The organism is Kineococcus deserti (assembly GCF_050871945.1).
GTDB lineage: Bacteria > Actinomycetota > Actinomycetes > Actinomycetales > Kineococcaceae > Kineococcus.
The window spans coordinates 91,834-117,444 of the sequence record NZ_JBJLSI010000011.1 but is presented as its reverse complement, the minus strand read 5'-3'; the positions used below and the strand labels follow the sequence as shown (position 1 = coordinate 117,444).

Annotated in this window: 22 protein-coding genes; 13 read left to right on the top strand and 9 right to left on the bottom strand. The window is 73.0% G+C overall.

All coding sequences use genetic code 11. The features are described 5' to 3' along the window. Nucleotides 1–13: 13 nt before the first annotated feature. Entirely contained in the window at nucleotides 14–601 is a 588-nt protein-coding gene (locus ACRYR2_RS11340) for a TetR/AcrR family transcriptional regulator (RefSeq protein WP_432562971.1), read from the top strand. Here the strand turns inward: ACRYR2_RS11340 and ACRYR2_RS11335 are convergent. Then, nucleotides 574–2,001 carry an NtaA/DmoA family FMN-dependent monooxygenase gene (locus tag ACRYR2_RS11335; protein WP_432562970.1) on the bottom strand — a complete coding sequence of 476 codons (1,428 nt, stop codon included), beginning with the start codon at nucleotides 1,999–2,001 and terminating at the stop codon, nucleotides 574–576. The two genes, ACRYR2_RS11340 and ACRYR2_RS11335, sit on opposite strands and share 28 nt — an antisense overlap. Before the next feature lie 303 nt (nucleotides 2,002–2,304). Here ACRYR2_RS11335 and ACRYR2_RS11330 point away from each other — a divergent pair, with 303 nt between their 5' ends. From ACRYR2_RS11330 to ACRYR2_RS11315, 4 genes are all read left to right on the top strand, one after another. Then, on the top strand, nucleotides 2,305–3,438 hold the full coding sequence (locus ACRYR2_RS11330; protein WP_432562969.1) for an ABC transporter substrate-binding protein: 1,134 nt from the start codon (nucleotides 2,305–2,307) through the stop codon (nucleotides 3,436–3,438). Nucleotides 3,439–3,529: 91 nt separating this feature from the next. After that, nucleotides 3,530–4,345: an ABC transporter ATP-binding protein gene (locus tag ACRYR2_RS11325; protein ID WP_432562992.1), complete on the top strand. Its 816-nt coding sequence runs from the start codon at nucleotides 3,530–3,532 to the stop codon at nucleotides 4,343–4,345. Further along, nucleotides 4,345–5,154, top strand: coding sequence for an ABC transporter permease (locus ACRYR2_RS11320; RefSeq protein ID WP_432562968.1), 810 nt, complete (start codon nucleotides 4,345–4,347; stop codon nucleotides 5,152–5,154). The genes ACRYR2_RS11325 and ACRYR2_RS11320 overlap by 1 nt, the downstream gene beginning before the upstream one ends. Then, nucleotides 5,155–6,012 (top strand): ABC transporter permease, encoded by an 858-nt coding sequence (locus ACRYR2_RS11315; RefSeq protein ID WP_432562967.1) that lies wholly within the window; start codon nucleotides 5,155–5,157, stop codon nucleotides 6,010–6,012. 6 nt (nucleotides 6,013–6,018) lie between these two features. On the opposite strand, the gene glgX is transcribed toward ACRYR2_RS11315, so the two are convergent. Further along, on the bottom strand, nucleotides 6,019–8,115 hold the full coding sequence (gene glgX, locus ACRYR2_RS11310) for a glycogen debranching protein GlgX (protein WP_432562966.1): 2,097 nt from the start codon (nucleotides 8,113–8,115) through the stop codon (nucleotides 6,019–6,021). A 129-nt stretch (nucleotides 8,116–8,244) separates the two neighbouring features. On the opposite strand from glgX, the gene ACRYR2_RS11305 reads away from it, so the two are divergent. Then, the gene (locus ACRYR2_RS11305; protein WP_432562965.1) at nucleotides 8,245–9,474 is read left to right on the top strand and encodes a cysteine desulfurase family protein; all 1,230 of its coding nucleotides are present in this window, start codon (nucleotides 8,245–8,247) and stop codon (nucleotides 9,472–9,474) included. Further along, nucleotides 9,474–10,568 (top strand): tRNA 2-thiouridine(34) synthase MnmA, encoded by a 1,095-nt coding sequence (mnmA, locus tag ACRYR2_RS11300; RefSeq protein WP_432562964.1) that lies wholly within the window; start codon nucleotides 9,474–9,476, stop codon nucleotides 10,566–10,568. Before ACRYR2_RS11305 ends, mnmA begins: the two co-directional genes overlap by 1 nt. Nucleotides 10,569–10,616: 48 nt before the next feature. Here mnmA and ACRYR2_RS11295 read toward each other — a convergent pair whose 3' ends face one another. From ACRYR2_RS11295 to ACRYR2_RS11280, 4 genes are all read right to left on the bottom strand, one after another. After that, nucleotides 10,617–11,618: a glutathione S-transferase family protein gene (locus ACRYR2_RS11295; RefSeq protein ID WP_432562963.1), complete on the bottom strand. Its 1,002-nt coding sequence runs from the start codon at nucleotides 11,616–11,618 to the stop codon at nucleotides 10,617–10,619. Nucleotides 11,619–11,639: 21 nt separating this feature from the next. Further along, nucleotides 11,640–12,917 carry a DUF445 domain-containing protein gene (locus ACRYR2_RS11290; protein ID WP_432562962.1) on the bottom strand — a complete coding sequence of 426 codons (1,278 nt, stop codon included), beginning with the start codon at nucleotides 12,915–12,917 and terminating at the stop codon, nucleotides 11,640–11,642. A gap of 78 nt (nucleotides 12,918–12,995) precedes the next feature. Further along, nucleotides 12,996–14,666, bottom strand: a complete 1,671-nt coding sequence (locus ACRYR2_RS11285) for an alpha/beta hydrolase (protein WP_432562961.1) — start codon at nucleotides 14,664–14,666, stop codon at nucleotides 12,996–12,998. Continuing rightward, nucleotides 14,663–16,360 carry an alpha/beta hydrolase gene (locus ACRYR2_RS11280; RefSeq protein ID WP_432562960.1) on the bottom strand — a complete coding sequence of 566 codons (1,698 nt, stop codon included), beginning with the start codon at nucleotides 16,358–16,360 and terminating at the stop codon, nucleotides 14,663–14,665. Before ACRYR2_RS11280 ends, ACRYR2_RS11285 begins: the two co-directional genes overlap by 4 nt. A gap of 160 nt (nucleotides 16,361–16,520) precedes the next feature. Between ACRYR2_RS11280 and ACRYR2_RS11275 the strand changes: the two genes are divergently transcribed. Both ACRYR2_RS11275 and ACRYR2_RS11270 read left to right on the top strand, forming a co-directional pair. Next, a complete protein-coding gene (locus tag ACRYR2_RS11275) occupies nucleotides 16,521–17,519 on the top strand; it encodes a uroporphyrinogen decarboxylase/cobalamine-independent methonine synthase family protein (RefSeq protein ID WP_432562959.1) in 999 nt (332 codons plus the stop codon). Beyond that, on the top strand, nucleotides 17,512–18,048 hold the full coding sequence (locus ACRYR2_RS11270) for a GNAT family N-acetyltransferase (RefSeq protein ID WP_432562958.1): 537 nt from the start codon (nucleotides 17,512–17,514) through the stop codon (nucleotides 18,046–18,048). The genes ACRYR2_RS11275 and ACRYR2_RS11270 overlap by 8 nt, the downstream gene beginning before the upstream one ends. Here the strand turns inward: ACRYR2_RS11270 and ACRYR2_RS11265 are convergent, their stop codons facing one another. Then, complete coding sequence (locus ACRYR2_RS11265) at nucleotides 18,049–19,272, bottom strand: esterase-like activity of phytase family protein (RefSeq protein ID WP_432562957.1); 1,224 nt, start codon at nucleotides 19,270–19,272, stop codon at nucleotides 18,049–18,051. 95 nt (nucleotides 19,273–19,367) lie between these two features. Between ACRYR2_RS11265 and ligA the strand changes: the two genes are divergently transcribed. Continuing rightward, entirely contained in the window at nucleotides 19,368–21,446 is a 2,079-nt protein-coding gene (ligA, locus tag ACRYR2_RS11260; RefSeq protein WP_432562956.1) for an NAD-dependent DNA ligase LigA, read from the top strand. Between the two features lie 79 nt (nucleotides 21,447–21,525). On the opposite strand, the gene ACRYR2_RS11255 is transcribed toward ligA, so the two are convergent. Then, nucleotides 21,526–22,893 (bottom strand): hypothetical protein, encoded by a 1,368-nt coding sequence (locus ACRYR2_RS11255; protein ID WP_432562955.1) that lies wholly within the window; start codon nucleotides 22,891–22,893, stop codon nucleotides 21,526–21,528. A 103-nt stretch (nucleotides 22,894–22,996) separates the two neighbouring features. Here ACRYR2_RS11255 and ACRYR2_RS11250 point away from each other — a divergent pair, with 103 nt between their 5' ends. Both ACRYR2_RS11250 and ACRYR2_RS11245 read left to right on the top strand, forming a co-directional pair. After that, entirely contained in the window at nucleotides 22,997–23,692 is a 696-nt protein-coding gene (locus ACRYR2_RS11250; protein WP_432562954.1) for a GntR family transcriptional regulator, read from the top strand. A 132-nt stretch (nucleotides 23,693–23,824) separates the two neighbouring features. Continuing rightward, nucleotides 23,825–24,184, top strand: a complete 360-nt coding sequence (locus ACRYR2_RS11245) for a DUF732 domain-containing protein (RefSeq protein ID WP_432562953.1) — start codon at nucleotides 23,825–23,827, stop codon at nucleotides 24,182–24,184. A gap of 6 nt (nucleotides 24,185–24,190) precedes the next feature. Here ACRYR2_RS11245 and ddaH read toward each other — a convergent pair whose 3' ends face one another. Then, entirely contained in the window at nucleotides 24,191–25,039 is an 849-nt protein-coding gene (ddaH, locus tag ACRYR2_RS11240) for a dimethylargininase (protein WP_432562952.1), read from the bottom strand. Between the two features lie 97 nt (nucleotides 25,040–25,136). On the opposite strand from ddaH, the gene ACRYR2_RS11235 reads away from it, so the two are divergent. Next, complete coding sequence (locus tag ACRYR2_RS11235) at nucleotides 25,137–25,580, top strand: Lrp/AsnC family transcriptional regulator (protein WP_432562951.1); 444 nt, start codon at nucleotides 25,137–25,139, stop codon at nucleotides 25,578–25,580. The last annotated feature ends 31 nt before the right edge of the window (nucleotides 25,581–25,611 follow it).

Below are 25,611 nucleotides of genomic sequence, written 5' to 3'. Positions count from 1 at the left end.
TTATTCTGGAGCGGTGACGGAGCGGGACCGGTTGCTGCACCTGGTGGCCGAGCACGTCCTGGCCCACGGTGTCACGACGCTGACCCTGCGCGGGCTGTCCCGCGCGGTCGGCTCCAACAACCGGATGCTCCTGTACTACTTCGGCAGCAAGGAACGCCTCGTGGGGGAGGCGCTGCAGGCCGTCGCCCGGGACGTGTTCCCCGGTTTCGAGAACGCCTGGACCGAGTTCGAGAACGGCACGGGTCCGCTGGAGGCGGACCTGCGGCAGGTGTGGGAGAGGATCGCCGACCCGGCGCACCTGCCGTTCCTGCGGCTGTTCTTCGAGGTCTTCGGTCAGGCCACCGCGCACCCGGGGTACTCCGGGTTGCTGGGGGACATCGCCTCCTGGCACCGCCCGGCGGTGGCGCGTTTCGTGCGCGAGGGGATGACGCCCGCGACGGCCGAGGACCTTGCCACCGAGCTGACCGCGTTGTGGCGCGGGCTGCAGATGACGTTGATCCTCACGGGCGACCACGTCGCCGTCGGGCGCGTGCAGGCGCGGTCGCTGGAGGCGTTCTGCGCCCGCACGCGGACTCACGCGGGGGTGGGCACGGGGACGTAGCGCGCGCCCGGGTGGTCGGCCCGCACCCGCGGGGAGTCCGCGCCGAGCCGTTCGCGCAGCGACCCGCTGCCGGGGGCGCGGTCGGGGTCGGCGGGCAGCCGGCCGCGACGGCGCAGTTCGGGCACCACGAGCTCGCAGAACAACTCGTGGTCCGAGGGCGAGAAGATCGCCTCGAGCAGGAAACCGTCGACGTCGGTGACGTCCATGATCTCCTCGAGCTGGTCGGCGACCTCGACGGGGTCGCCCACGACCGTGAACCCGCGCGTACCACGGCCGCGCAGTTCGTCGAGGACGTCGCGGACCAGCGGCCAGCTCCCGTCCGGGCGCTTGAACCGGTCGATGTTGCTCTGCCCCATCTGCCCGATCCGCGCGTCGGCGCCGCCCTCGAAGATCTGCGACAGCGGGCGGTCGGGGTCCAGGACGCTCAGGTCGACGCCGGTGTTGCCGGCGTAGATGACCGAGGCGACCTCGTCGGTCTGCATCGCCAGGAACCCCTCGCGCCGGGCGATGGCCTCGTCGTGGGTGGCGGCGACCGTCACGGTCGCGCCGACGAGCACCTTCACCGAACGCGGGTCGCGGCCGTGCGCGGCGGCGCGGGCGCGGATGTCGGCGACGTTGGCCGCCGCGTGCGGCAGCGTCGTGCCCTGCAGGAACACGCACTCGGCCTGGCCGGCGGCGAACTCCCGGCCGCGCGTGGACGTGCCGGCCTGGAACAGGACGGGGGTGCGCTGGGGGGAGGGGACGACGGTGAAGAACCCCGAGGAGCGGAAGTGCTTGCCGACGTGCTCGACGCGGTGCAGTCTCGAGCGGTCGGCGAAGACGCCGGACTCCTTGTCCTGCACCAGGGCTTCGTCCTCCCAGCAGCCCTCCCACAGCTGCAGGCACAGGTCGACGTACTCCTCGGCGATCTCGTACCGGGTGTCGTGCTGCGTGAGCTCGGTGTGCCCGAACAACCCGGCGACGGTGTCCTGGGAGGCACCGGTGACGATGTTCCACCCGATCCGGCCGCCGGTCAGGTGGTCCAGGGTCGCGAACCGGCGGGCCATGGCGACCGGGTGGTCGATCCCCGTGGAGCTCGTCACGACGAAACCCAGGCGCGAGGTGTGGTGCGCCAGGGTCGGGATGAGCAGCATGGGGTCGAGGCCGGTGAAGTTCAGCCCTCCGCGGGCCGCCGCCTCGGGCAGGTCGCCGCCGACGCTGGGGTAGCCGTAGCCGTCGGCGAAGAAGAGGAAGTCGAAGCCTGCGGCCTCGAGCAGCTGGGCCACGTCGATCCAGTGCTGCTGCTCGCGGTGGCGCACGGAGTCGCTGTACGGGTGCGACCAGGACAGCGTCCCGCCGACCTGCGGCGAGGCGACCTCGAAGACTCCCAGGTGCATGGTGCGCACGGGCTGGTCGGGCACGGGGCTCCCTTCGTTGAACCAGTTGGTTCACATGAGAGCACACCGGTGTTTCCGGCGTGTAAAGGTTCGCGACCGACCGGCGAGGCGGCGGGCTCACAGTCTCCCGTCATGCGGATGTCACACGTCAGGCGGCCGTGTAACACGTGGTTCACACAACCGTGACATCCGCGCCGCGATCGGGTGGTTCAGTACCGGAGCAGCACCAGTCAGGCCGATCCACGACCGACGACGGCGCCCGTCGCCCCGGTCCGTCCCCCTCGCCGTCCGATCCGGACAGCCAGCCCTCACTTCACGGAGCAGCGCATGAACGAACACCGTCGCCCGCGACCCACCGGCCAGTCGTCGTCCTTCCAGCGCCGCACCTTCCTGCGCGGCACCGGGCTCGGCCTGCTGGGCGTCGGCGGGACGGCCGCTCTGACCGCCTGCGGTGGCGAGGACGCGGAGTCCGCGACGGGCTCCGGCTCGGGCGGTTCGGACGGCTTCGGCGAACTGAGCATCCAGCTGTCGTGGATCAAGAACATCGAGTTCGCCGGCGAGTACTTCGCCGACAGCAAGGGCTACTACGCCGACGCCGGCTTCTCCAAGGTCAACCTGCTGGCCGGTGGCTCGGCGGGTACCGCGGCCGAGGCCATGGTCCTGTCCCGCAAGGCGCACGTCGGCCTGTCGGCCCCCACGCTGACCGCGCCGGCCATCGTCAACGAGGACGCGCCCCTGAAGATCATCGGCAGCACCTTCCAGAAGAACCCGTTCTGCCTGGTCTCGATGGAGCAGGGCAGACCGGTCCGCACCGTCGCCGACCTGGCCGGCAAGAAGATCGGTGTCCAGACCGGCGGCAACGAGACCATCTTCGACGGCTTCTGCACCGCCAACGGCATCGACAAGTCCACCTTCGAGATCGTCCCGGTCCAGTACGACCCCTCCGTCGTGGTCACCGGCGAGGTCGACGCCTTCATGGCCTACCTCACCAACGAGCCGATCCTGCTGTCCATGCGCGAGGTCAACGGCGCGCCGATCGTCCCGGTGACGCTGGGCTTCGCCGACAACGGCCTGCCCGTCGTGGCCGAGACCTTCACCGTGCTGCAGGCGACCATCGACGACGACCGCGACATGCTCAAGGCGTTCCTCAAGGCCGAGCTGCAGGGCTGGAACGACGCCGTGGCCGACCCGCGGGGCTCGGCGGAACTGGCCGTCAACACCTACGGCAAGGACCAGGACCTCGATCTCGAGGAGCAGGTCGAGGAGGCCGAGGCGCAGAACCTGCTCGTCGTCTCCGACGACACCAGGGCCAACGGTCTGTTCACCATGACCGACGCGCTGATCCAGGAGAACATCGAGGCCCTCGCGCTCATGGGCACCGACATCACCGCCGAGCAGCTGTTCGACCTGTCGATCCTCGACGAGGTCCTGCAGGAGAACCCGGACCTCATCACCGGCTGAGTCACCGGCCGAGCTGCCCGACCCCGTCGCCGCCCTCCAGAAAGGCCAGACCGTGTCGTACGACACCACCTCCCCTTCCGCCACGTCGAGCCTGTCGGCCACCACCGATCCGGCGGCCCACCCGGAGGCGGCGACGGGTTTCAACCTGCAGGGGCTCACCAAGCGCTTCGACCTGGGCCGCAAGAGCGTCCTGGCGCTGGAGCAGACGAATCTGGGCACCCGCAAGAACGCCTTCCTGTCCCTGCTGGGGCCCTCCGGCTGCGGCAAGTCGACGATCCTGCGGATCCTGGCCGGCCTGGAGACCCCCTCGGGCGGGCAGGCCCTGGTCAACGGCCTGACGACCAGGGAACTGCAACGCGCCCACGAGCTGGGCATCGCGTTCCAGGACTCCGCACTGCTGCCGTGGCGCACCGTCGCGCAGAACATCCGGCTGCCGCTGGAGGTCGCCGGTGTGACGCCGGACAAGGGCCTCGTCGACGACCTCGTCGAGCTCGTCGGGCTGAAGGGTTTCGAGAAGGCCAAACCCGCGCAGCTGTCCGGCGGCATGCGCCAGCGCGTCTCGATCGCGCGCTGCCTCGTGGTGCAGCCCAGCGTGATGCTGCTCGACGAGCCGTTCGGTGCCCTCGACGACATGACCCGGCAGCGGCTGAACGTCGAGCTGCTGCGGATCTGGACCGAGAAGCCGGCCACCACCCTCATGGTCACCCACGGCATCTCCGAGGCGATCTTCCTGTCCGACGTCGTGGCCGTCATGAGCCCGCGCCCGGGCCGGGTCGTGGAGGTCGTCGAGATCGACCTGCCGCGGCCGCGCACCCCGGACATGATGCGCACGCCGGAGTTCCACGCCTACCACGACCGGCTCTCCGAGATCCTCTTCGGCGGCGGCCGTGCCGCAGAGGAGCACTGATGGCCTCCGAGTCCACCCTCGCCCCCCGGGTGCGGGAACTGCCCCGGTGGGCCGGCGGTGCGATCTGCGCCGTCACCGTCCTGGTGCTCTGGAGCCTGGTCAGCGTCCTGTTCTTCAGCAGCACCGGCATCGTCCCCACCCCGTGGGCGGTGCTGGCGCAGCTGGGCGACACCGGCGTCCAGACGTACTGGACCAACATCTCGGTCACCACCTCCTCGGCGGCGCAGGGCTGGCTGTGGGGCAACCTCGTCGCCATCGCCCTGGCGGTCGTCGTGCTCCTGCTCCCACCGTTGGAGGGGGCGGCCAACCAGGTCGCGGTCATCTCCTACTGCATCCCGCTGACCGCGATCGGCCCGATCGTCCTCATCGTCTCCCCGGTGGGCTCGCGCACGACGTCGATCTTCCTGGCCGCCATGAGCGTCGTGTTCACCTCGGTCGTCGGCTGCCTGCTCGGTCTGCGCGCCGCCGACCGCACCGCCCTGGACGTCGTGGCCGCCTACGGCGGCTCGCGCTGGACGGCGCTGGTCAAGGTGCGGCTCATCGCCGCGCTGCCCAACGTGTTCGCCGCCCTCAAGCTGGCCGCGCCCGCCGCGTTCCTCGGGGCGGTGCTCGGGGAGTACATCGGCGGGGTCGACACCGGGTTGGGCATCATGATCCTCGCGGCGCAGACGAACCTGCAGTACGCGCAGATCTGGGGTCTGGCGCTGCTGTCCGGCGCCGTGGCGGGCCTGGCCTACCTGGTCATCGGACTGCTCGCCCGACTCCTCACACCCTGGTCCTCCACGGGCGAACGAAAGGCAGGCCTGTAGATGGCGACCACCACGTCCGCACCCACCACGGTGCACGAGAACCGCGCCTCGGCCTCCGTCGCCGGCGCGGTCGCCAGGCGCATCGGCGTCTCCGTGGCGACCCTGGTGATCTCCAGCGTCGTCCTGGTCATCGCCTGGTACGCGTTGCTGCGCATCTTCGACATCGACTCCTTCGTCGGCAAGCGGCCGCTGGACGTCTGGCAGTTCCTGTTCTCCGACGAGGACGCCGCGGTCAACCGGGCGGAGATGTGGGACTCGCTGGCGATCACGCTGACCGACTCGATCACCGGGTTCGTCACCGGCATCGTCGCCGCGATCGCCGTCGCGTCGCTGTTCACGGTGCTCAAGCCGCTGGAGTTCGTCTTCATGCCGCTGGCCATGCTGCTGCGCTCGGTGCCGCTGGTCGCGATGGCCCCGCTCATCGGCATCCTGTTCGGCCGCGGGCTGGGCGGGCAGGCCGCCATCGGCGGCGTCGTGGTGTTCTTCCCCGTCCTGGTCAACGCCGCCGTCGGCTTGCGTTCGGCCTCCCCGCAGGCGATCGACCTGATCCGGGTCAACGGCGGGACGAAGTGGACGGCGCTGCGCAAGGTCGCCGTCCCCAGCGCCCTGCCGAACCTGTTCGCCGCGATCCGCATCTCGGTGCCGGGCGCGGTCATCGGCGCGATGCTCTACGAGTGGCTGTTCTCCGGCACCGGCCTGGGGGCGGAGATCTTCCGCGCCAACGCGCAGGTCCAGTACAGCAAGCTGTGGGCGATCGTCGTGGTCGTGACGTTCACCTCGATCCTGCTCTACACGCTCGTCAGCATCGTCGAGACGCTCGTGCTGGCCAAGTGGGGACCCGACGCCGGACGGCGCTGAACGGGATCACGCGCTGGCCAGCACCCGCACCGACCACGGCGCCGAACGCAGCGCCTTGCCCGCCGGGACCGCGCGGCGGCGCCGGTCCGGCGTGCTGCTCCACCGGGGCAGGAACGTCGGCAGGCCCTCGAGTTCCGGCAGCACGACGTCGCGCTGGCGCGGGCCGCCGTTGACGACGACGAGCACCGAGGCCTGGCCGCGGTCGCGGCCGTCCAGGAGGACCTGCAGGATGCGCCGGTCCGCCTCGTGCCACTTCTCCACCGTCATCTCCCCGCCGTCCTCGGAGAACCACAGCAGGTCCTGACGCTGCTCGCGCACGGGGGAACCGCGGCGGACCCCGGCCTCGCGCAGCACGGGGTAGCGCTGGCGCAGCGCGAGCAGTTCGCGCACGTCACCGAGCAGCTCGGTCTGCCAGTCCTGCAGGTCCCAGTCGATCCAGCTGACCTCGTTGTCCTGGCAGTAGGCGTTGTTGTTCCCGCCCTGGCTGCGGCCGAACTCGTCCCCGGCCGTGAGCATCGGCACGCCGGTGGACAGCACGAGCGTGGCGAGCACGTTGCGGATGCTGCGCCGGCGCAGTTCCAGGACGTGCGGGTCGCCGGTCTCGCCCTCGACGCCGTGGTTCCAGCTGGTGTCCGAGTCGCTGCCGTCCCGGTTGCCCTCGCCGTTGGCCTCGTTGTGCTTGCGGTCGTGGGCGACCAGGTCGGCCAGGGTGAAACCGTCGTGGGCGGTGACGAAGTTGACGCTGGTCAGCCGGCCGCGCTGGACGTCGAAGGTGTCGGCCGACCCGGCGAACCGGGTGGCCAGTTCCCGCAGCCCCCGCCCGGCGGCCACCGGGGCGGAGTGGCCCAGGGCGATCTCGCGCGCGTCGGTCAGCCAGAACCGGCGGACGCCGTCGCGGTAGCGGTCGTTCCACTCGTGCAGCGGCGGCGGGAACTGCCCGGTCCGCCACCCGAACGGTCCGACGTCCCAGGGTTCGGCGACGAGCTTGGTGCCGGCCAGGACGGGGTCGGCGCCCAGCGCCACGAGGAACGGGTGGTCGGGGGAGTAGCCGTCCCGGCCGCGGGCCAGCGTCGTCATGAGGTCGAACCGGAAACCGTCGATGCCGTACTCGCTGACCCAGTGCCGCAGGGAGTCGAGCGTGAACTGCACGACGCGGCGTTCGGCGAAGTCCAGGGAGTTGCCGCAGCCGGTCACGTCGAACGGGCGGCCACCGGCGTCGCGCAGGTAGTAGGTGGAGTCGTCCAGCCCGCGCAGCGACAGGTGCGGGCCGTCCGGGCCCTCCTCGCAGGTGTGGTTGTAGACGACGTCGAGCAGCACCTCGATGCCGGCCGCGTGCAGCGTCCGCACGGCCCGGCGGAACTCCTCGCGGACCGCCTCGGGCCCGGCGGCCTGCGCGGCCGCGGTGGCGTAGCCGGGGTGCGGGGCGTTGAACGCCAGCGTGTTGTAGCCCCAGTAGTTGACCAGTCCCCGCTGCCGCAGCGCGATCTCGGAGGTGCTGGCGTGGATCGGCAGCAGTTCCAGCGACGTGACGCCCAGGGACGTCAGGTGCTCCACCACGGCCGGGTGGCCCAGGGCGGCGTACGTGCCGCGCTGGTCCTCGGGGACCTCGGGCAGCCGCTTGGTGAGGCCGCGCACGTGCGCCTCGTAGACCACCGTGTCGGCCCACGGCACGCGGGGACGCTCGTCCTCGCGCACGCGCAACGGCTCCGGCATCGCGGCCAGCACGACACCGCGGGGCACGTGCGGGGCGCTGTCGCGCGGGTCGGGCACGGCCAGGTCACCCTTCAGGTCCTCCCCGACGGTGTGCCCGAAGATCTCCGGCCGCAGCGCGACCTGGCCCTCCACGCCCCGCGCGTACGGGTCCAGCAGCAGCTTGGCCGGGTTGTGGCGCAGCCCGCGCTCGGGGTCCCAGCGCCCGTGCACGCGCAGGCCGTAGCGGGATCCGGCGACCAGGCCGGGGACGTGACCGTGCCAGACGCCGAGCTCGACGTCGGGCAGCCGCGTGCGCGTCTCGGTGCCGCTGGAGTCGAAGACGCAGACCTCCACGGCGTCGGCGTGGGCCGCCAGCACCGCCACGTCGGCGCCGTCGCCCGTGAGCGTCACCCCCAGGGGATGACTGCGGGTGGGCGCGACGGTCGGCTCAAGGTGGGTCGCTGGGCGGGTCGGGACGTGCACCGGCCCCACTCTGCCAGCCGTCGGGATCGACCGCGCGTGGCTCCTTACACTTGGGGCGTGACGGCGTACTCCCGGGCCTACTTGGACCACGCCTCGACGACCGCTCTGCGGCCCGAGGCCCTGGACGCCTACCTCGAGCAGGCCGCGCTCGGGGCGGCCAACCCCTCCTCGCTGCACTCGGCCGGTCGCCGGGCCCGCGTGGCGGTGGAGGAGAGCCGCGAGGCCGTCGCCGCAGCCCTGGGGGCCCGCCCCGGTGAGGTCGTCTGGACCTCCGGGGGCACCGAGAGCGACAACCTGGCCGTCAAGGGCCTGTTCCGCGCCCGCCGGGACGCCGACCCCCGCCGGCGCCGCATCCTGCTGAGCGCCAGTGAGCACCACGCCGTCCTGGACTGCGTGGAGTGGCTGCAGGCGCACGAGGGCGCCGAGGTGACGTGGCTGCCCGTCGACGCGACCGGTCGCACCGACCTCGGAGCCCTGGAGCGCGCGCTGGGTGACGACGTCGCCCTGGTGTCCCTGATGTGGGCCAACAACGAGGTCGGCACCGTCCAGCCCGTCGCCGGGGCCGCCGAGCTCGCGCACGCCGCCGGGGTGCCGCTGCACACCGACGCCGTCCAGGCCGTGGGGCACCTGCCGGTGGACTTCGCCGCGTGCGGAGCGGACCTGCTGTCGCTGTCGGCGCACAAGTTCGGCGGGCCCGTCGGCTCCGGCGCGCTGCTGGTGCGCCGCGGCACCCCGCTCGTCCCGCTGCTGCACGGCGGCGGTCAGGAGCTCGGCGTCCGCTCGGGCACCCTCGACGCCGCCGGCGCCCGTGCCACGGCCGCCGCGCTGCGCGCCGCCGTCGAGGGCCGGCCGGCCGAGTCGGTCCGGCTGGCCGCGCTGCGCGACCGGCTGCTGGCCGGGCTCACCGCGGTCCCCGGCACCGTGGTCCGCGGCGCCGCGCCCGGCCCGGACCGGTTGCCCGGCAACGCCCACGTCACCGTGGAGGGCTGTCAGGGCGACTCGTTGACCTACCTGCTGGACGCCGCCGGGGTCGAGTGCTCGACCGGCTCGGCCTGCCAGGCGGGGGTTCCGCAGCCCAGCCACGTGCTGCTGGCGATGGGACTGACCCAGGCCGAGGCCGCCGGCGCCTTGCGCTTCTCCCTGGGCTGGAACTCCACCGACGCCGACGTCGACGCCGCGCTGGAGGCCATCGGCCCCGCCGTCGAACGGGCCCGCCGGGCCACGGGGTCGCGCACCGCCCGGGCGCGTCGCAGGACGCGTTCCGTCGTCACTCCCGGGGTGTCCTGATGCGTGTCCTGGCCGCGATGAGCGGTGGCGTCGACTCGGCCGTGGCGGCCGCGCGGGCCGTCGACGCCGGGCACGAGGTCGTCGGCGTGCACATGGCGCTCAACCGCAACCCCGGCACGCTGCGCACCGGCTCGCGCGGGTGCTGCACCATCGAGGACTCCCTCGACGCCCGCCGCGCCGCCGACCTGCTCGGGATCCCGTTCTACGTCTGGGACCTGTCCGACGACTTCGTCGAGGACGTGGTGGAGGACTTCGTCGCCGAGTACGCCGCCGGCCGCACCCCGAACCCGTGCGTGCGCTGCAACGAGCGGATCAAGTTCGCCGCGCTGCTCGACAAGGGCATCGCGCTGGGCTTCGACGCGGTCTGCACCGGCCACTACGCCCAGGTGCTGACCGGACCGGACGGCACGGCCGAACTGCACCGCGCGGCCGACGCCGCCAAGGACCAGTCGTACGTGCTCGCCGTCCTGGACGCCGACCAGGTCGCCCACGCGATGTTCCCGCTCGGTGACGCCCCCACCAAGGCGCAGGTGCGCGCCGAGGCCGAACGTCGCGGGCTGCCGGTGGCGAACAAGCCCGACAGCCACGACATCTGCTTCATCCCCGACGGCGACACCCGCGGTTTCCTGGCCGACAAGCTCGGCGAGGCGCCCGGGGAGGTCGTCGACGAGTCCGGTCAGGTCCTCGGGACGCACACGGGCACCTACGGCTTCACCGTCGGGCAGCGCAAGGGGCTGGGGATCTCCCGGCCCGCCCCCGACGGCCGGCCCCGGTACGTGCTGAGCATCGAGCCCGTGCGCCGCACCGTGACGGTGGGACCGGCCGAGCGGTTGTCGGTGTCGGCGCTGGAAGCCGTCGACCCGGTGTGGAACTGCCCCGTCCCCGTCGGCCCGGTCGAGGTGCACGTGCAGGTGCGCGCGCACGGCGAGCCGGTCCCGGCCGTGGCCGAACTCGTGGGGGAGGTCCTGCAGGTGAGGTTGCGGACCCCGCTGACCGGGGTCGCCCCCGGTCAGACCGTCGCGGTCTACAGCGCGACGCGCGTGCTGGGCTCGGCGACCATCTCGGGCACCACCGCCACCTCCACCACCGCCTGAGCCTGCTGCCCGGTCCCGACCAGGAGCACCCGGTCGGAGCAGCGGCGGTCAGGGGCGGTGGTCCTCCGGCACGACCTCGGTCGCCGGCAGGGGCCCGGGCGGGGTTCCCTCGCCGAAGGGGCGGCCGCCCAGTTCCTCGCGGTGGTGCGGGGCCCACCAGGTCGAGGTGTCCGGGCCGAGCGGCACGACACCGGTCGGGTTGATGTCCCGGTGCACCCGGTAGTAGTGCTCCTTGACGTGCACGAGGTCGACCGTGTCACCGAAACCGGGGGTCTGGAACAGGTCCCGGAAGTAGGCGAACAGGACCGGGAGCTCGGACAGCTTGGAGCGGTTGCACTTGAAGTGGCCGTGGTAGACCGCGTCGAAGCGGGCCAGCGTCGTGAACAGCCGGACGTCGGCCTCGGTGAGGGTGTCGCCGACGAGGTAGCGTTGCCGGCTCAGCCGCTCGCTCAGGGCGTCCAGGCGGGTGAACAGCCGGGTGTACGCGCGCTCGTAGGCCTCCTGGGTGCCGGCGAAGCCCGCGCGGTACACCCCGTTGTTCACGTCGCGGAAGACGTCGGTGTTCACCTCGTCGATCTGCTCGCGCAGGTGCTCGGGGTACAGCTCGGGGGCTCCCGGGCGGTGGAACCGCACCCACTCCAGGGACAGGTCCACCGTGATCTGCGCGAAGTCGTTCGTCACCACCTGCCCCGTCGGGACGTCGACGACCGCGGGCACGGTGATCCCCAGCGGGTAGTCCGGGTCGCGCGCCAGGTAGGCCTGCTGCAGACGCTCGATGCCGAGCACCGGGTCGCGGCCGTCGGGATCGAGGTCGAAGGTCCAGCTGCGCTCGTCGTGCACGGGCCCGCAGATCCCCATCGACAGCGCGTCCTCGAGCCCGAGCAGCCGCCGGACGATCACCGCGCGGTGCGCCCACGGGCAGGCCCGGCTGACGACCAGCCGGTACCGACCGGACTCCACGGGCCACCCGTCCCGGCCGTCGCGGGTGATGCGGGTCGTGAGGTACCGCTGGTCGCGCCGGTACTCGCTGCCGGGGTTCACGTAGCTCACCCCGCCGACGCTACGACGAGTTCAGCTGACGAGCACCGTGACCGTGTGGATGAACAACCCCACCAGCGCGCCCACGACGGTCCCGTTGATCCGGATGAACTGCAGGTCGCGGCCCACGAACAGTTCGATGCGCTCGGCCGCGTCGTCGCCGTCCCACCGGTTCACGGTGTCGGAGATGACGGTCGCCAGCTCCGGGGCGAAACGGCGCACGACGTGGCCGGCGGCGTCGCTGACCAGGCCCTCGACGCGCTTGGCGAACACCTCGTCCTCGACCAGCCGGTGCCCGACGTCGACCAGCGCCTCCTCGCTGCGTGCGCGCAACGAGCTCGTCGGGTCGGCCAGCGCGTCGAGCAGGAAGCCCCGGACGCTGGACCACAACCCGGCCACGGTGTCGGCCAGACCGGGGGAGTTCAGCAGCCGCTGCTGGAACTCGTCGGCCTTGGCCCGGGTGTCGGGGTCGTGCTGCAGGGCGTCGGCGTAGCGTTCGAGCAGGTCGTCGATCGCCTTGCGGCCGGCGTGACCGCGGTCGGCGACCACCTCGTCGACCCAGTTCTGCGCCTCGTGGTAGACGCGCTTGCCGAGCCGGTCGTTCAGCCAGTCCGGCACCCACAGCGGCGCGCGCTCGGTGACGAGCCGGCGCACGAGGTCCTCGTTGCCCCGCAGCCAGGTCTGGACCTCGACCAGGGTGAGGTCGACGACGGGGTGGTGGGTGCCGTCGCGCACGACCTCCTCCAGCAACCGCCCCAGCGTCGGGCTCCACGGCTGCGCGCCGAGCCGGCGGACCACGACCTGGTCGATGACGGCCGTGACCTCCTCGTCGCGCAGCACGCCGAGGGCACCGGTGAGGATGGTCGACCCCTCCTCGACGACGCGGGCCGCGCCGCCCCGCTCGGACAGCCACGACCCCACCCGGCGCGGGACGCCCGCGCGCACGACCTTGTCCCGCACGACGTCCTCGGCGAGGAAGTTCTCCGCGACGAACTGCTCCAGGCTCTTGCCCAGGGCGTCCTTGCGGCGCGGGATCAGCGCGGTGTGCGGGACGGGCAGCCGCAACGGGTGCCGGAAGATCGCCGTCACGGCGAACCAGTCCGCCACGGCGCCGACCATGGCGGCCTCGGCGGCGGCGTTGACGAACCCCCAGGCGCCGGCCTGCCCGATCGTCACCGCGTACACGACGGCGGCCAGCGCGAGCAGGCCGGTGGCCAGCAGCCGCATCCGGCGCAGGGCCGAGCGGCGCTCCTCGTCGCCGATGCCGTCCAGGGAGCTGCCGAGCGCCGGTGAGCGGGTGGTGGTGGTCACGGGTTCGTCCTCACGCGCCCATCCTCACCCACCGGCGCCGCGCAGGAGCACCGACCTCACCTCCCGGGGCCGGCACGGTCAGCCGCCGAGCGCGGTGATCAGCTGCGAACCCGGGGCCGGAACCGGCGCCGCGGGGCAGGTCAGGTCCGAGGCCGGCAGCGAGCCGTCGGCCAGGAAGGTCGTGACCAGGTCGTTGACGCACGGGTTGTCGGTGCCGTACACGCCGTGGTCGCCGCCCTCGACGGTGACGAACGTCCCCGGCAGCGCCTTCGCGGTCTGCGCCCCGCCCTCGTAGGCCGTGGCCGCGTCGGTCAGCGACTGCAGGACCAGCACCGGTGGCAGGTCCCTGCCGTCAGGTTCCGGCAGGGTCAGGTCCGGCCTGTCCCAGTAGCCGCACGGCTGCCAGGTGGCCTGCCAGCCGCGGATCGGGTACCGCGGGCCGAGTTCGTCGCCTCGCGCGTTCCAGAACTCCGCGCCCTGCGACCACTGCGTGTCGTTGCAGGTGATCGCGTAGAACGTCGACACGCTGCTGCTGGTGAACGGGTCGGGCACGAGTTCCATCTGCTCCCCGGCCCGGCGGGCGGCCAGGTCCAGCCCGACGAGGTCGCCGACCACCGCGGCCGCGTGCGCCGCGCGCAGGTACAGCATCGTCCAGGCCAGGTTCTCGAAGCCGGAGCTGTTGTACATCGCCGCGGTGATGAGGGAGTCGAGCGTGAAACCGTCCACCGTCCCCTGCAGGGGAACCTCGACCGGACGGGCCTCGAGGTCGTTGCGCAGCTGCGCGTAGGTCGCCACGACCTCCTCGGGGGTGGACCCGAGGTGGAACAGCCAGTCGTACTGCGCGGCGTAGGCGCCGAAGTCGACCTCGAACCGACGTTCGTAGGCGAACGGCTGCCAGCCGAACGCCTCCTGCATCGACGTGGTGACGTCGAGCGCGGAGTCGAGGACGAAGCGGCCCACCCTCGCCGGGAAGTAGGTGGCGTACTGCGCGCCCAGCCACGTGCCGCCCGAGACGCCGTAGTAGTCGACGGTCTCGCGGCCCAGCAGGTGCCGGACCAGGTCGAGGTCGGCCACGGTCTGCTCGGTCGTGACGAACTCCGCCAGGGGATCCGCGGCGCACTCGGCCGCGACGGCGGACAGCTGCGCCTCCGCGGCCTCCAGCGCGGCCGCCGACCGGTCGCGGGTGTCGGGCAGCGTCGCGAACGCCGTGAGCATCCCGTCGGCGCAGTGCAGCGAGGTCGAGGCCCCGGTGCCGCGCACGTCGATCCCGATGAACTCCGAACCGGCCAGTCCGGGGAACCTCCCGTAGGCGGCGGGCATGGCCAGCCCCGCCCCGCCGGGCCCACCGGGGTTCGACAGCAGCGAGCGCTCCGGCCGTGGCCCCGCCTGCGGCACCCGGCTGATGACCACGGTGACCTCGGCGCCGTCGTCGGGGGAGTTCCAGTCGCGGGGGACGGTGACCGGAGCGCACTCCAGACCGGCCTGCACCGCGAAGGGCCGCTCGGCCTCGGTGAAGAACTCCGGCAGGCACGCCGCCCACGCCAGTCCCTGGTCGCGGAAGCGTTCCGGGGTCCGGTCGGTGAACTGCTGCTCGGCCTGCTCGACCGTCGCCGGACGCGCCGTGGCCAGGGCCGACAGCTCCCCCGTGCCGGGCAGGCCCGTGGTCGGTCCGGCCGCGGTGGCGGGGGCGGCCGCGACCAGGCTGGTGGCCAGGACCGCCACCCCGGTCAGCGCGGCGAGCGGCTTCACGCGCCCGAACCCGTCCGCGCGGCCTTGAGCACCTTCGCCAGCAGGCTCTCCCCGCCCGCTCCGGCGACCGGCGGCAGCCCGACGCCCTGGCAGGACAGGTCGCCGTCGGGGACGGCGCCGGTCGTGAGGAAGTCGCCGACGACCGCGTCGACGCACGGGTTGCCCATGCCGTAGATGCCGTGGTCGCCCTCGTCCTCGACCGTCAGCAGGATCGAGGAACCCAGCGCCTCGTGGGTCTTCACGGCCCCCTCGTAGGCGGTGGCGGGGTCGTGGCGGGACTGGACGATGAGCAGGGGCGGCAGGTCCGCGCCGTCGACGGCCGGGAGGTCGAGGTCGGGCCGGTCCCAGTAGGCGCAGATCTGCGAGGACGTGGAGTACCCGACGAGCGGGTACTTCGCGCCCGCCTCGTCCCCCTTGGCGTTCCAGTAGCTCTGGTCGGTGTTCCACTGGCTGTCGTTGCAGGTCGTCGCGGCGAACGTCGCCTGCATCGACTCGGTGGCGGTGGGGTCCTCCGGCGACAGCGCGCGGGCGAGTTCGGCCAGGTCGGCGGTCACGCCGGCGGGCAGGTCGGCGCCGGTCCCGGCCGGGCCGCGCAGGGCGTCGAGGAACTGCACGCCGCTGAGGAACCACGACAGCGTCGGGAAGTCGGCCTTGCCGTACATCGACTGCAGGGTCAGCGCGTCCAGCAGCACCCCGTCGACCTGGAAGCCGGGGATGCCCAGGGGGCGGGCGGCCACGCTGGCGCGCAGCCGCTCGTAGGTCGCGACGACCTCCTCGCCGGTGGCGCCGAGCCCGTAGACGGAGTGGCCGGCCGCGGCCCACGGCGCGTAGTCCTGCTCGAAGCGGCGCTGGAAGGCCATCGGCTGGTAGTCGAACACCTCCTGGTAGCCGGCGGTGGCGTCGACGGTGGAGTCCAGGACGAACCGGCCGACGCGGCCGGGCAGGTGGGTGGCGAACTGCGTGCCCAGCCACGTCCCGCCGGAGTAGCCGACCCAGTCGACGGTGTCGCGGTCCAGGGCGTCGCGGACGAGGTCGATGTCGTAGACCGTCTGCTGGGTGGTGACGACGTCCTTCAGCGGGTCGTCGGCGCAGGCCTCGGCGGCGGCCTGGTTGCCCTTGGCCGTCAGCGCCAGCGCCTCCAGGGAGCGGTCGCGGTAGTCGGGCAGGGCGCTCAGGGCCGCGAGGGCGTCCGCGCCGCAGGTGAGGTTCGAGCTCGCCCCGGTACCGCGCACGTCCAGGCCGATCACCTCGGTGCCGGCCAGCGCGGGCACGGAGGACCCCAGCGAGGCCAGCGCCAGCCCCGCACCGCCCGGGCCGCCCGGGTTGGTGATGATCGTGCGCTCGGGGCGCGGTCCGGTCTGCGGGACGCGGCTGATGGTGACCTGCAGCGGTTCGCCCTCCTCGGGGGCGTTCCAGTCGCGGGGCACGGCGACCGAGGCGCACTCCAGGCCGCCGACGAGGCTGTTCAGCCAGCCGATCTGCTCGGCGCTGCACGTGGCCCAGCTCAGGTCCTGGTCGCGGTAGCGCTCGGGGGTGCGCTGCTCGAACTGCTGCTGCGCCTGCTCGACGGTGGTCGGCTGCGCGGTGCCCAGGTCCGAGGGGGCGGCGGTGGCGGGCTGGACCGCCAGCAGGAGGGGGCCGGCGAGCGCGAGGGCGCTCGTCGCGGCCAGGACGGCGGATCGGCGGTGGGGCATGCAGGCTGCCTTCCGGTCGCCCGGGTCCTCGGCGGAACCCAGGAGTCAGCTGTGAACGAGCCCATCCACCCGCATTCCGGCGGTCCGCGCCAACGGACGACCGGTGGGGATCAGGTAGCCCTTTCGTCGTACCCGCACGCGGAGCGGGTAGCGTCGGCGCGTGCCAACAGCCGCCGCCGCCGTGGGATCGATGCCGGGAGAGGATCCGCGCGAGGCGGCCCGGACCGTCTTCGGTGAGCTCGGTGAGAGCCCGCACGTCCCGCACCTGGCGCCGCTGCCGGCGCGTGGTCCGGGCGCGGATCCGGTGGGACGCACCGCCTGCCTGCTCGTGGACCTGCCGGTGGACCTGCAGCCGGCGGGCTGGCGGTTCGTCGATGCGCCCGGCCGGGACGCCGCGCGCGCGGCGGCCTTCCTGCGCGCCGACCTCGACGAGCTGGCCGAGGCCGCCGACGGGTGGGCCGGGCCGCTCGCGCTGCCGGTCCTGGGGCCGTGGTCGCTGCTGGCGGCGGTGGAGCTGTCCCGCGGCGAGCGCAGCGTCGCCGACCCCGGGGCCCGCCGCGACGTGCTGGCCTCGCTGGGGGAGGGCGTCGCCGGGCACGTGGCCGAGGTGCGCCGGCTCGTGCCGGGGGCCCGGGTCGTCGTCCACGTGGAGGAGCCCTCGATCGCGGCCGTGCTGGCCGGGCGGCTGCCGACCCAGTCCGGGTACGGAACGCTGCGGGCCGTGGACCGGGCCGAGGTCCGCGACGGCCTGCGCGACGTGCTCAGCGCCGTGCGCGCGGCGGGAGCCGAACCCGTCGTGCGGCTGAGCGCCGAGGACGCGCCGTGGGCACTGGTGCGCGAGGCCGGGGCGGCCGGGGTCGCCCTGGACGTGCGCGGGCTGGGCCCGGCCGGCTGGGAGTCCGTCGCCGCCACGGTCGAGGACGGTCTGCAGCTGTGGGCGGGAGTCCTGCCGGCCGGTGGGGAACCACCGTCGGTGGCCTCGCTCGTCGACGCGGTCCGTGTCCCCTGGCGCCGGATCGGGTTGCCCGCCACCACGCTGGCCGACGTCGTCGTCACCCCCACGGCGGGGTTGTCGGGAACCGACCCGGCCACCGTCCGCCCCTCGTTCGCCCGGCTGCGCGAGGCGGCCGCCGCGCTCCTGGAGGCCTCCGGTGACTGACCTGACGTTCCGCGCCGCGACCCCGGCCGACGTCCCCGCCGTCGTGGCGCTCGTGGAGTCGGCCTACCGCGGCGAGGCCAGCCGCGCCGGCTGGACGACCGAGGCCGACCTGCTCGACGGTCAGCGCACCGATCCCGACGCGGTGTCCGCCACGATCGCCGATCCGTCGACCGTCGTCCTGCTGGCGGAGCAGGACGGCCGGGTGGTGGGCTGCTGCGAGCTGCGTGCTGCCGGCGCGGTGGCCTGCTTCGGCATGTTCGCCGTCGACCCGGCGGTGCAGGGGGGCGGCATCGGCCGCGCGCTGCTCACCCACGCCGACACCGAGGCGGTCGCGCGCTGGCGGTCCCCGGCGCTGGAGATGACGGTCATCGCCCAGCGCGCCGACCTGCTCGCCTGGTACGAACGGCTGGGTTTCGTGCGCACCGGTGAACGGCGCCCCTTCCCCTACGGCGACGAGCGCTTCGGGGTTCCGCGGCGGGACGACCTGGAGTTCGTCGTCCTGCGTCGTCCCACCGCGGTGTCCGGTTGATCAGGACAGGTCGGCCTGCACCTCGATGGTGAGGAACTCGTTGTCGTCCGGTGCGCCCTCGGTGCGGCCGGCCGAGAACGGGAAGTTGTTGTCGTTGCCGACGACGATGGTGTGCTCGTCGACCACGTCGACGCTCTCGATCGTGGTGAACGGGAACGTGACGAAACCGGACGCGGCGGACAGTTCGCCCGCGACGCCGTCGGGGTCCGGGACGGCCATGAGGTTCACCAGCTGGGTCTTCAGCGGGTGGCCCGAGGCGTCGGTGACGCTGGTGTCGACGAGGAACACGGCCTTGAACACGGCGGTGGCGCCCTGACCGTTGTCGCGCTCGAGGACGAGGAACCGGTGGTCGTCGACCTGGGTCAGGTCGCCGATCGCGTTGAGGGGGGACTCCATCCGGTAGGTGAAGGCCTCGCCGCGGTAGCGGTTCTGGACGGTGTCGAAGCGGTGCACGCGCAGGTCCTGCGGGTCGTCACCGGCGACCGGGCCCTCGAGCATCGGGAACAGGTAGCGGCCGTCGGTCGACTGCGCCATGCCCTCGAAACCCTTCGAGCTGCCCAGGTTCGGCTGGCCGTCGCCCAGTTCGGGGTTGCTCGGGGACTGCACGCCGGGCAGCGGCACGGGAGCGTCGACGAGACGGCCGGCGGCGTCGGTGTGCAGCAGGTAGGGGCCGAACTCCTCGCCGAACCAGAACGTGCCGTCGGGGGCCTGCCGGAAGCTCTCGGGGTCGAAGTCCGACCCGGTCAGCCGGCGGTCCTCGCGGGTGAGGTCCCAGGAGACCTTGTGGTAGGGGTCGGACAGCGTGAAACCGCCGGGGGCGAGTTCGAGGGCGCCGTCGCCGGCGTCGACCAGGCGGTGCACGGCCAGGAGGAAGTCGCCGCTGTTGTCCTTGGCGCCGTACCCGTTGTCGGACAGGACGAGGTAGCTGCCGTCGGGCTGGACGAGGTTGCCGGAGAAACCCTGGACGGGTTGCGCCTCGAACGGCACCTCGACGCCGTTCGCGGCCTCGACGGCCGAGCCGCTGGGCAGCGGCTCGCCGAAGGTCAGCGCCGGCAGCGACTGGAAGCCGACCAGCTTGGCGGCCTGTGCCGGGAAGTCGTGGCTCGGGGCGTCGTCGCCGGCGGTGGCGCTGAGGGTGGCGGCCGACCCGGCCAGCGCGACCGTGGTCAGGGCCGCGGCCAGCGCGATGGTGCGGGGGGTGCGGGGGGTGCGGGGGGTGGTCATGGGCGCGACCGTAGGGAGGGCGTCCCCTTCCTGGGCGTCCGCTGAGGGACGCGCGGGTGAACGCTCGTGGGCGTGTGTCGGACGGTGGCGGCAGGATGGGAGACGTGACTGACGAGGTTGACGTTCCCGTTGCGGCCCGCCACCGGTGGGAGGAGCTCGTGGCGCGGATCGAGGCTGCGCGCTTCGCGTACTACGTGCGCAACTCGTCCCCGCTGAGCGACGGGCAGTACGACGAGCTGGAGAAGGAGCTGCGTGCGCTGGAGGAGGAGCACCCCCAGCTGCGCACGCCCGACTCGCCGACGCAGACCGTCGGTGGCACCTTCTCGACGGAGTTCGCGGCCGTCGACCACCCCGAGCGGATGCTCAGCCTCGACAACGCCTTCTCCCTCGACGAGCTGTCGGCTTGGGCGGCCCGGGTGGAGAAGGAGGTCGGCGAGGGCGCGCGGTACCTGTGCGAACCCAAGATCGACGGCCTGGCGATCGACCTGGTCTACGAGGACGGCCGCCTCGTGCGCGGGGTGACCCGCGGCGACGGGCGGACGGGGGAGGACGTGACGTACAACGTCCGCACCATCGCCGACGTCCCGAACGAGCTGACCGGCGAGGACGTCCCGGAGTTCCTCGAGGTGCGTGGCGAGGTGTTCTTCCACCTCGACGGTTTCGCGGCCATCAACGCCGGGCTGGTCGAGGCCGGCAGGCCGCCGTTCGCCAACCCCCGCAACGCGGCCGCGGGATCGTTGCGGCAGAAGGACCCCCGCGTCACCGCGACCCGGCCGCTGCGGATGCTGGTGCACGGCATCGGCGCCCGCCGGGGCATGGAGAACGACTCCCAGTTCGGGGCCTACGCCAAGCTCGCCGCGTGGGGGCTGCCGACGTCGCCGCGGGTGCAGGTGTTCGACACGCTGCCCGAGGTGGCCGAGTACGTCCGCCACTACGGCGAGCACCGCCACGACGTCGAGCACGAGATCGACGGTGTCGTCGTCAAGGTGGACCAGGTCCCGTTGCAGCGCAGGCTGGGCACCACCTCCCGCGCGCCCCGCTGGGCGATCGCCTACAAGTACCCGCCCGAGGAGGTGACGACCCGGCTGCTCGACATCCAGGTCAACGTCGGCCGCACCGGCCGGGTGACGCCCTTCGCCGTCCTGGCGCCGGTCCTGGTGGCCGGTTCCACCGTGAAGATGGCGACCCTGCACAACGCCGACGAGGTGCGCCGCAAGGGCGTCCTGATCGGTGACACCGTCGTGGTGCGCAAGGCCGGGGACGTCATCCCCGAGGTGCTCGGGCCGGTCGCGGACTCCCGCACGGGTGACGAGCGCGAGTTCGTCATGCCCACGCGGTGCCCCGAGTGCGGCACGACGCTGGCGCGGCAGAAGGCCGACGACGTCGACATCCGCTGCCCCAACTCCCGCAGTTGCCCGGCGCAGCTGCGGGAACGGGTGTTCCACCTGGCCGGCCGTGGTTCCTTCGACATCGAGGCCCTCGGGTACGAGGCCGCGACGGCCCTGCTGCAGGCCGGGGTCATCGAGGACGAGGGCGACGTGTTCACGCTCACCGAGGACGACCTCGTGCGGGTGCCGTTGTTCACCACCAAGGCCGGTGCGGTCTCGGCCAACGGCAGGCGGCTGCTGAGGAACCTCGACGCGGCGAAGGCGCAGCCGTTGTGGCGGGTGCTCGTCGGGTTGTCGATCCGGCACGTGGGCCCCACCGCCGCCCGTGCGCTGGCCGAGCGGTTCGGGTCGATGGAGGCGGTCGAGGCCGCGACCGCCGAGGAGATCGCGGACTCCGAGGGCGTCGGCCCGACGATCGCCGAGGCGGTCGTGGAGTGGCTGGCCGTGGACTGGCACCGCGAGGTCGTGCGCAAGTGGCGCGAGGCCGGCGTGCGGATGCAGGACGAACGCGACACCACCGTCCCGCGGACGCTGGAGGGGTTGTCGATCGTCGTCACCGGTTCGCTGTCGGGCTACTCCCGCGACGAGGCCAAGGAGGCGATCCTGTCGCGCGGCGGCAAGGCCTCCAGCGGGGTGTCGAAGAAGACCGACTTCGTCGTGGTGGGGGAGGCCGCGGGCTCCAAGGCCGACAAGGCCGAGCAGCTGGGCGTGCGGATCCTGGACGAGGCGGGTTTCACGGCGCTGCTGGAGGGTGGTCCGGAGGCGGTGGCGTTGCCGGGGGAGTGAGGCGGCGTCGTCGGGGAGCCCGTGGGTGTCCCGGTCCGGTCGTCCGGACGGATCCTCGGGACACCCACGGCTCACGCCGTCACTGCGGGCCGGTGGAGCCCTGAGCAGGGCGCTCGGCGCGGACCGCCGCGCCGGCGGCGGTGACGAGGGCCACGGTCTGGTCGACGACGGCCTGCCGGTCGGCTTCGAACGCCGGGTCGGTGAGCAGCGACTCGTCGGCCGGGTACTCCAGCGCAGAGACGTGCAGGTGCCCTCCGGGCACGTCCCACGCCTGCATGCCGATCCGCAACCGGTTGGAGCGGTACATGCTCTCGTTCGAGAGGTAGCTGCCACCCGGGCCCGACCCGGCTCGGCTGCCGGGCGTCGGGTCGTCCCCGCACTGCAGGGCCGTCGGCTCCGGCCACGTCCCGGCGGGCCACTCGCAGATCCCGTCGTTGAGCTGCACGGGCCACGGGCCCGTCCCGGCCGCGATCATCGCCTCGTACGGCAGTGTCGTCTCGATCCACTCCGGCGAGTCGTAGGGCTGCGGCCAGTGCGAGGCCCGCGAGACCGGGCCGAACTGCTGGTTGCGGTTGTTGTCGGGGGACCCACCGCGCGCGTTCGCAGCCCACTGCTCGATGTCCATCCGGCCGCGCCCGGTCTGACTGATCGTCATGATCATGTCCGTGCGGTTCTCACCGGTGCTCAGCACCGGCCCGAACGCGTCCTCGACGACGCCCTGGTCGAAGTCGGTGTAGTTGACGGGCAGCACGACGGCCTCCACGGTGACCGGCCCCTGCGGGGTTGGCACCGTCCGCCCGTCCAGCTGCAGCGCGCTCGCCCCGGACGGGTTGGAGTTGCGCAGGCTGGCGTCGAGACTGTACGTGTCGAAACCGCTGATGACGACGCGGGTCGCATCGGACTCCTCCGGCGACCACGTCACCGAGGAGATCCCCCGGCTGGTGCGGTCGAGCAGGTGCAGCAGGCCCTGCCGCTGCAACGGGCTCTCCAGGTATGCGGCCTCCAGCGAGCGCAGGGCCGCGCTCATCGACGTGCGAGCCCAGTACAGCGGCCGGTCGTCGTAGCGATCGATCGTGCCGATCTCCAGGCGGCCCTGGGCGCGGGCGACGGCGGTGTCCCACAACTCCTGGCCACTGCTGCGGACGAGGTTCTGCGCCTGCTCCAAGGTGGTCGCCGCGCACAGCCGGGACGAGAAGTCCTCGACGAGGCCGTCGAAGCCGGCAGCGCGCAGGAACTGCACCGAGGCGGCTTCCCCGCCGGGGACCAGTGGTTGGTCGAGGCGGGACTCCTCGACGGTGAACACGGTGGACGGCGCGACGCACGTGGGCACGGGCGCGGGTTCCGCGGCGGAGGGTGCCGCAGCACCACCGACCACGAGCGCGGTGGCGGAGGCGCCGAGGACGGCGGTGCGCCAGCCGGTGCGGGAGGAACGAGGGGGAAGGGCCACGGTGACCTCAGCAGGTGGGGAGTGGGACCAGCGGATGGCCGGGACGCTAGCGAGTTGTTGAACGACCTGGCAATGGTTCTGGTGTTCCGACTACGTTTCGCGGATGCACCCCCGAGCCCTGGACGTGGACGCGCGACTGCCGGAGCGGTTGAGTTCCGCCGGGCGCGCCCTGGTCGCCGGCGGCGGCGCGGACCGGGTCGCCGAGGCGCTGCGGGACCTCGTCGCCGACGGCGCGCTGGTGCCCGGGATGCGGCTGCCGGAGGATGCGACGAGCGCGTCCCTGGGCGTCTCGCGCAACACGCTGCGCGAGGCGTTCCGCCTGCTGATCCGCGAGGGACTGCTGCGTCACGAACTGCACCGCGGTGTCTTCGTGCGCTCGCTCACCGCCGCGGACGTCGCCGACGTGTACCGTTTCCGCCGCGTCCTGGAGTTCGCGGGCATCGACGGCCCGCACGGACCGGCTGCCCTGCAACGGGTACGCGAGGCCGTCGAAGAGGGCCGGACGGCGCGGCGAGCCGGCGACTGGGAGGCCGTGGGAACTGCGAACAACCACTTCCACTCCGCCGTCGTCGCCCTGGCGGGCAGCCCACGCATGGACGAGAGCATGCGTCACCTGCTGGCCGAGTTGCGGCTGGCCTACGTCGTCGTCCCCGATCCCCGCCCCTTCCACGAGCCGTACCTGGAGGACAACGGGCGCATCGCAGACCACCTCGAGAGCGGTGACCGCGGTCGCGCCGGACGGTTGCTGGCCGCCTACCTCGACCGTGCGGAGGCGCAACTGCTCGCGGCGCACCGCTGAATCCGCCCGCCAAGGCGGTGGACGGATTGTTGAACCATCGAGGGGGGCGAATGTCGTGGTCGCGCCCCCACGCTGGCGCGGTCGCCATGGGGCGGGGTCGCCGCGACCCGCACGGCTACGTACCGTGTACGGGTGCTTACGCGACGTCTGGCCCCGTTGGTTCTCCTGGGAGCGGCGGTCCTCGCCGGCTGCTCAGGTCAGGACGAGGCGGCCCCCGCGGTCACCGTCACGGTGACCGAGACGCCGTCGGCGAGCGCCTCGACGCCGACCGGCGACGAGGCGGCGTTCGTGCGTGACGTCCTCGACGACTCCCCGGCCCTGGACCGCATCGTCGAGGGCGACCTGGTGAAGATCGGGCGGATGGCCTGCGACACGCTCACCTCCGGCGGCTCCGAGGAGATCGCCGAGCAGGGCCTGCTGGACGGCAGCACGCAGTTCACCCCGGACGAGGCCGGGGACATCGTGGACGCGGCGCGGGACCACCTGTGCTGAGGCCGGTCAGGAGCGGGCGAGCAACGTGCAGCACTTGGCCCCGCCGCCGCCCTTGAGCAGTTCGGACAGGTCCACCGGCACCGGCTCGTAGCCCCTGCCGCGCAGCAGTTCCGCGTACTGCGCCGCGGCGGGGGACAGGACGACGTGCCGGCCGTCGCTGACGGCGTTCATCCCCAGCACCGCGGCCGTCGCCTCGTCCGTGCGCAACGCGCCGGGGAACAGGTCCTCCAGCACCTCGCGGGAAGCGGCGTCGAAGGCGCCGGGGAACCAGGCGACGTCGGGGTGGGCGGGGTCGTCGTCGAGCACCGTCAGCGCGGTGTCCAGGTGGTAGAACCGCGGGTCCACCAGGCGCAGGGACACCACGTCCCGGTCCAGGACGCGGGCGATCTCGGCGTGCGCGGCCCGGGTGGTGCGGAACCCGAACCCGGCCAGCAGGTGCTCGCCGACCAGCAGCAGGTCGCCTTCGCCCTCGTTGACCTCGACCGGCCGGTGGACCGGACCGAAGCCGGCCGCCTCGAGCCACCGCGCATACGCCTCGGCCTCGCCCGCGCGTTCGGGGTGGGCGAACCGCACCCCGACCGTTCCCCCGGCGGTGACGAGGGCCCCGTTCGCCGCGTAGACCATGTCCGGCAGCCCGGCGACGCCCGGCACCACGTCGACGACGTGCCCGAGCCGTTCGTGCGTCGCCTTCAGCGTCTCCCACTGCGCCAGGGCCAGCTCGGCGTCGACGGCCCGGGTGCGGTCCATCCACGGGTTGATCTCGTAGGAGACGGTGAAGTGGTCCGGACGGCACATCACGAACCGGCGCGGGCGGGCGGTGCGGACGGCGGCAGGTTCTGCCAGGGTGCTGGTCACCCGTCCATCGTCGTTCCGCGGCGGACCGCCGCCAAGACCGATACCGTGCGAGATCACGCAGGATCCTTGCGGCGGACGGGCACGGAGGGCGGGAACGTTGCGCGACCTGGACGACATCGACCGCGGCATCCTCACCGTCCTGGAAGCCGACGGCCGCGCCACGTTCTCCGAGATCGGCGACCGGGTCGGGCTGTCGGCACCGGCGGCCAAGCGCCGCGTCGACCGGCTCGTCGCCGACGGCGTCATCGCGGGGTTCACCGCGCTCGTCGACCCGGCGGCCCTGGGCTGGGGAACCGAGGCCTTCGTGGAGGTCCGCTGCCACGGCACCGTCTCGCCCGACGAACTGCGCCGCGCCTGGCAGGGCATCCCGGAGATCGTCGGTGCCTACACCGTCACCGGGCCGGCGGACGCCCTGCTGCACGTGCGGGCCCGCGACGTCCGGCACCTCGAGCGGGCGGTGGAGCGGGTGCGGGGCGAGGCCGACGTGGCCGCCACCGACTCGGTCGTCGTCCTCTCGCGTCTCGTGGAACGCGGTCGGTGACGTGTACGCGGAGTGACCCACCTCACACTCT

Bases quoted from the DNA above. Each gene is read 5' to 3' on its own strand.
- ACRYR2_RS11315 (WP_432562967.1), top strand. From the start codon at position 5,155: ATGGCGACCACCACGTCCGCACCCACCACGGTGCACGAGAACCGCGCC.
- ACRYR2_RS11265 (WP_432562957.1), bottom strand. From the start codon at position 19,272: ATGACCACCCCCCGCACCCCCCGCACCCCCCGCACCATCGCGCTGGCC.
- ACRYR2_RS11280 (WP_432562960.1), bottom strand. From the start codon at position 16,360: ATGCCCCACCGCCGATCCGCCGTCCTGGCCGCGACGAGCGCCCTCGCG.
- ligA (WP_432562956.1), top strand. From the start codon at position 19,368: ATGGGAGACGTGACTGACGAGGTTGACGTTCCCGTTGCGGCCCGCCAC.
- mnmA (WP_432562964.1), top strand. From the start codon at position 9,474: ATGCGTGTCCTGGCCGCGATGAGCGGTGGCGTCGACTCGGCCGTGGCG.
- ACRYR2_RS11250 (WP_432562954.1), top strand. From the start codon at position 22,997: ATGCACCCCCGAGCCCTGGACGTGGACGCGCGACTGCCGGAGCGGTTG.
- ACRYR2_RS11330 (WP_432562969.1), top strand. From the start codon at position 2,305: ATGAACGAACACCGTCGCCCGCGACCCACCGGCCAGTCGTCGTCCTTC.
- ACRYR2_RS11320 (WP_432562968.1), top strand. From the start codon at position 4,345: ATGGCCTCCGAGTCCACCCTCGCCCCCCGGGTGCGGGAACTGCCCCGG.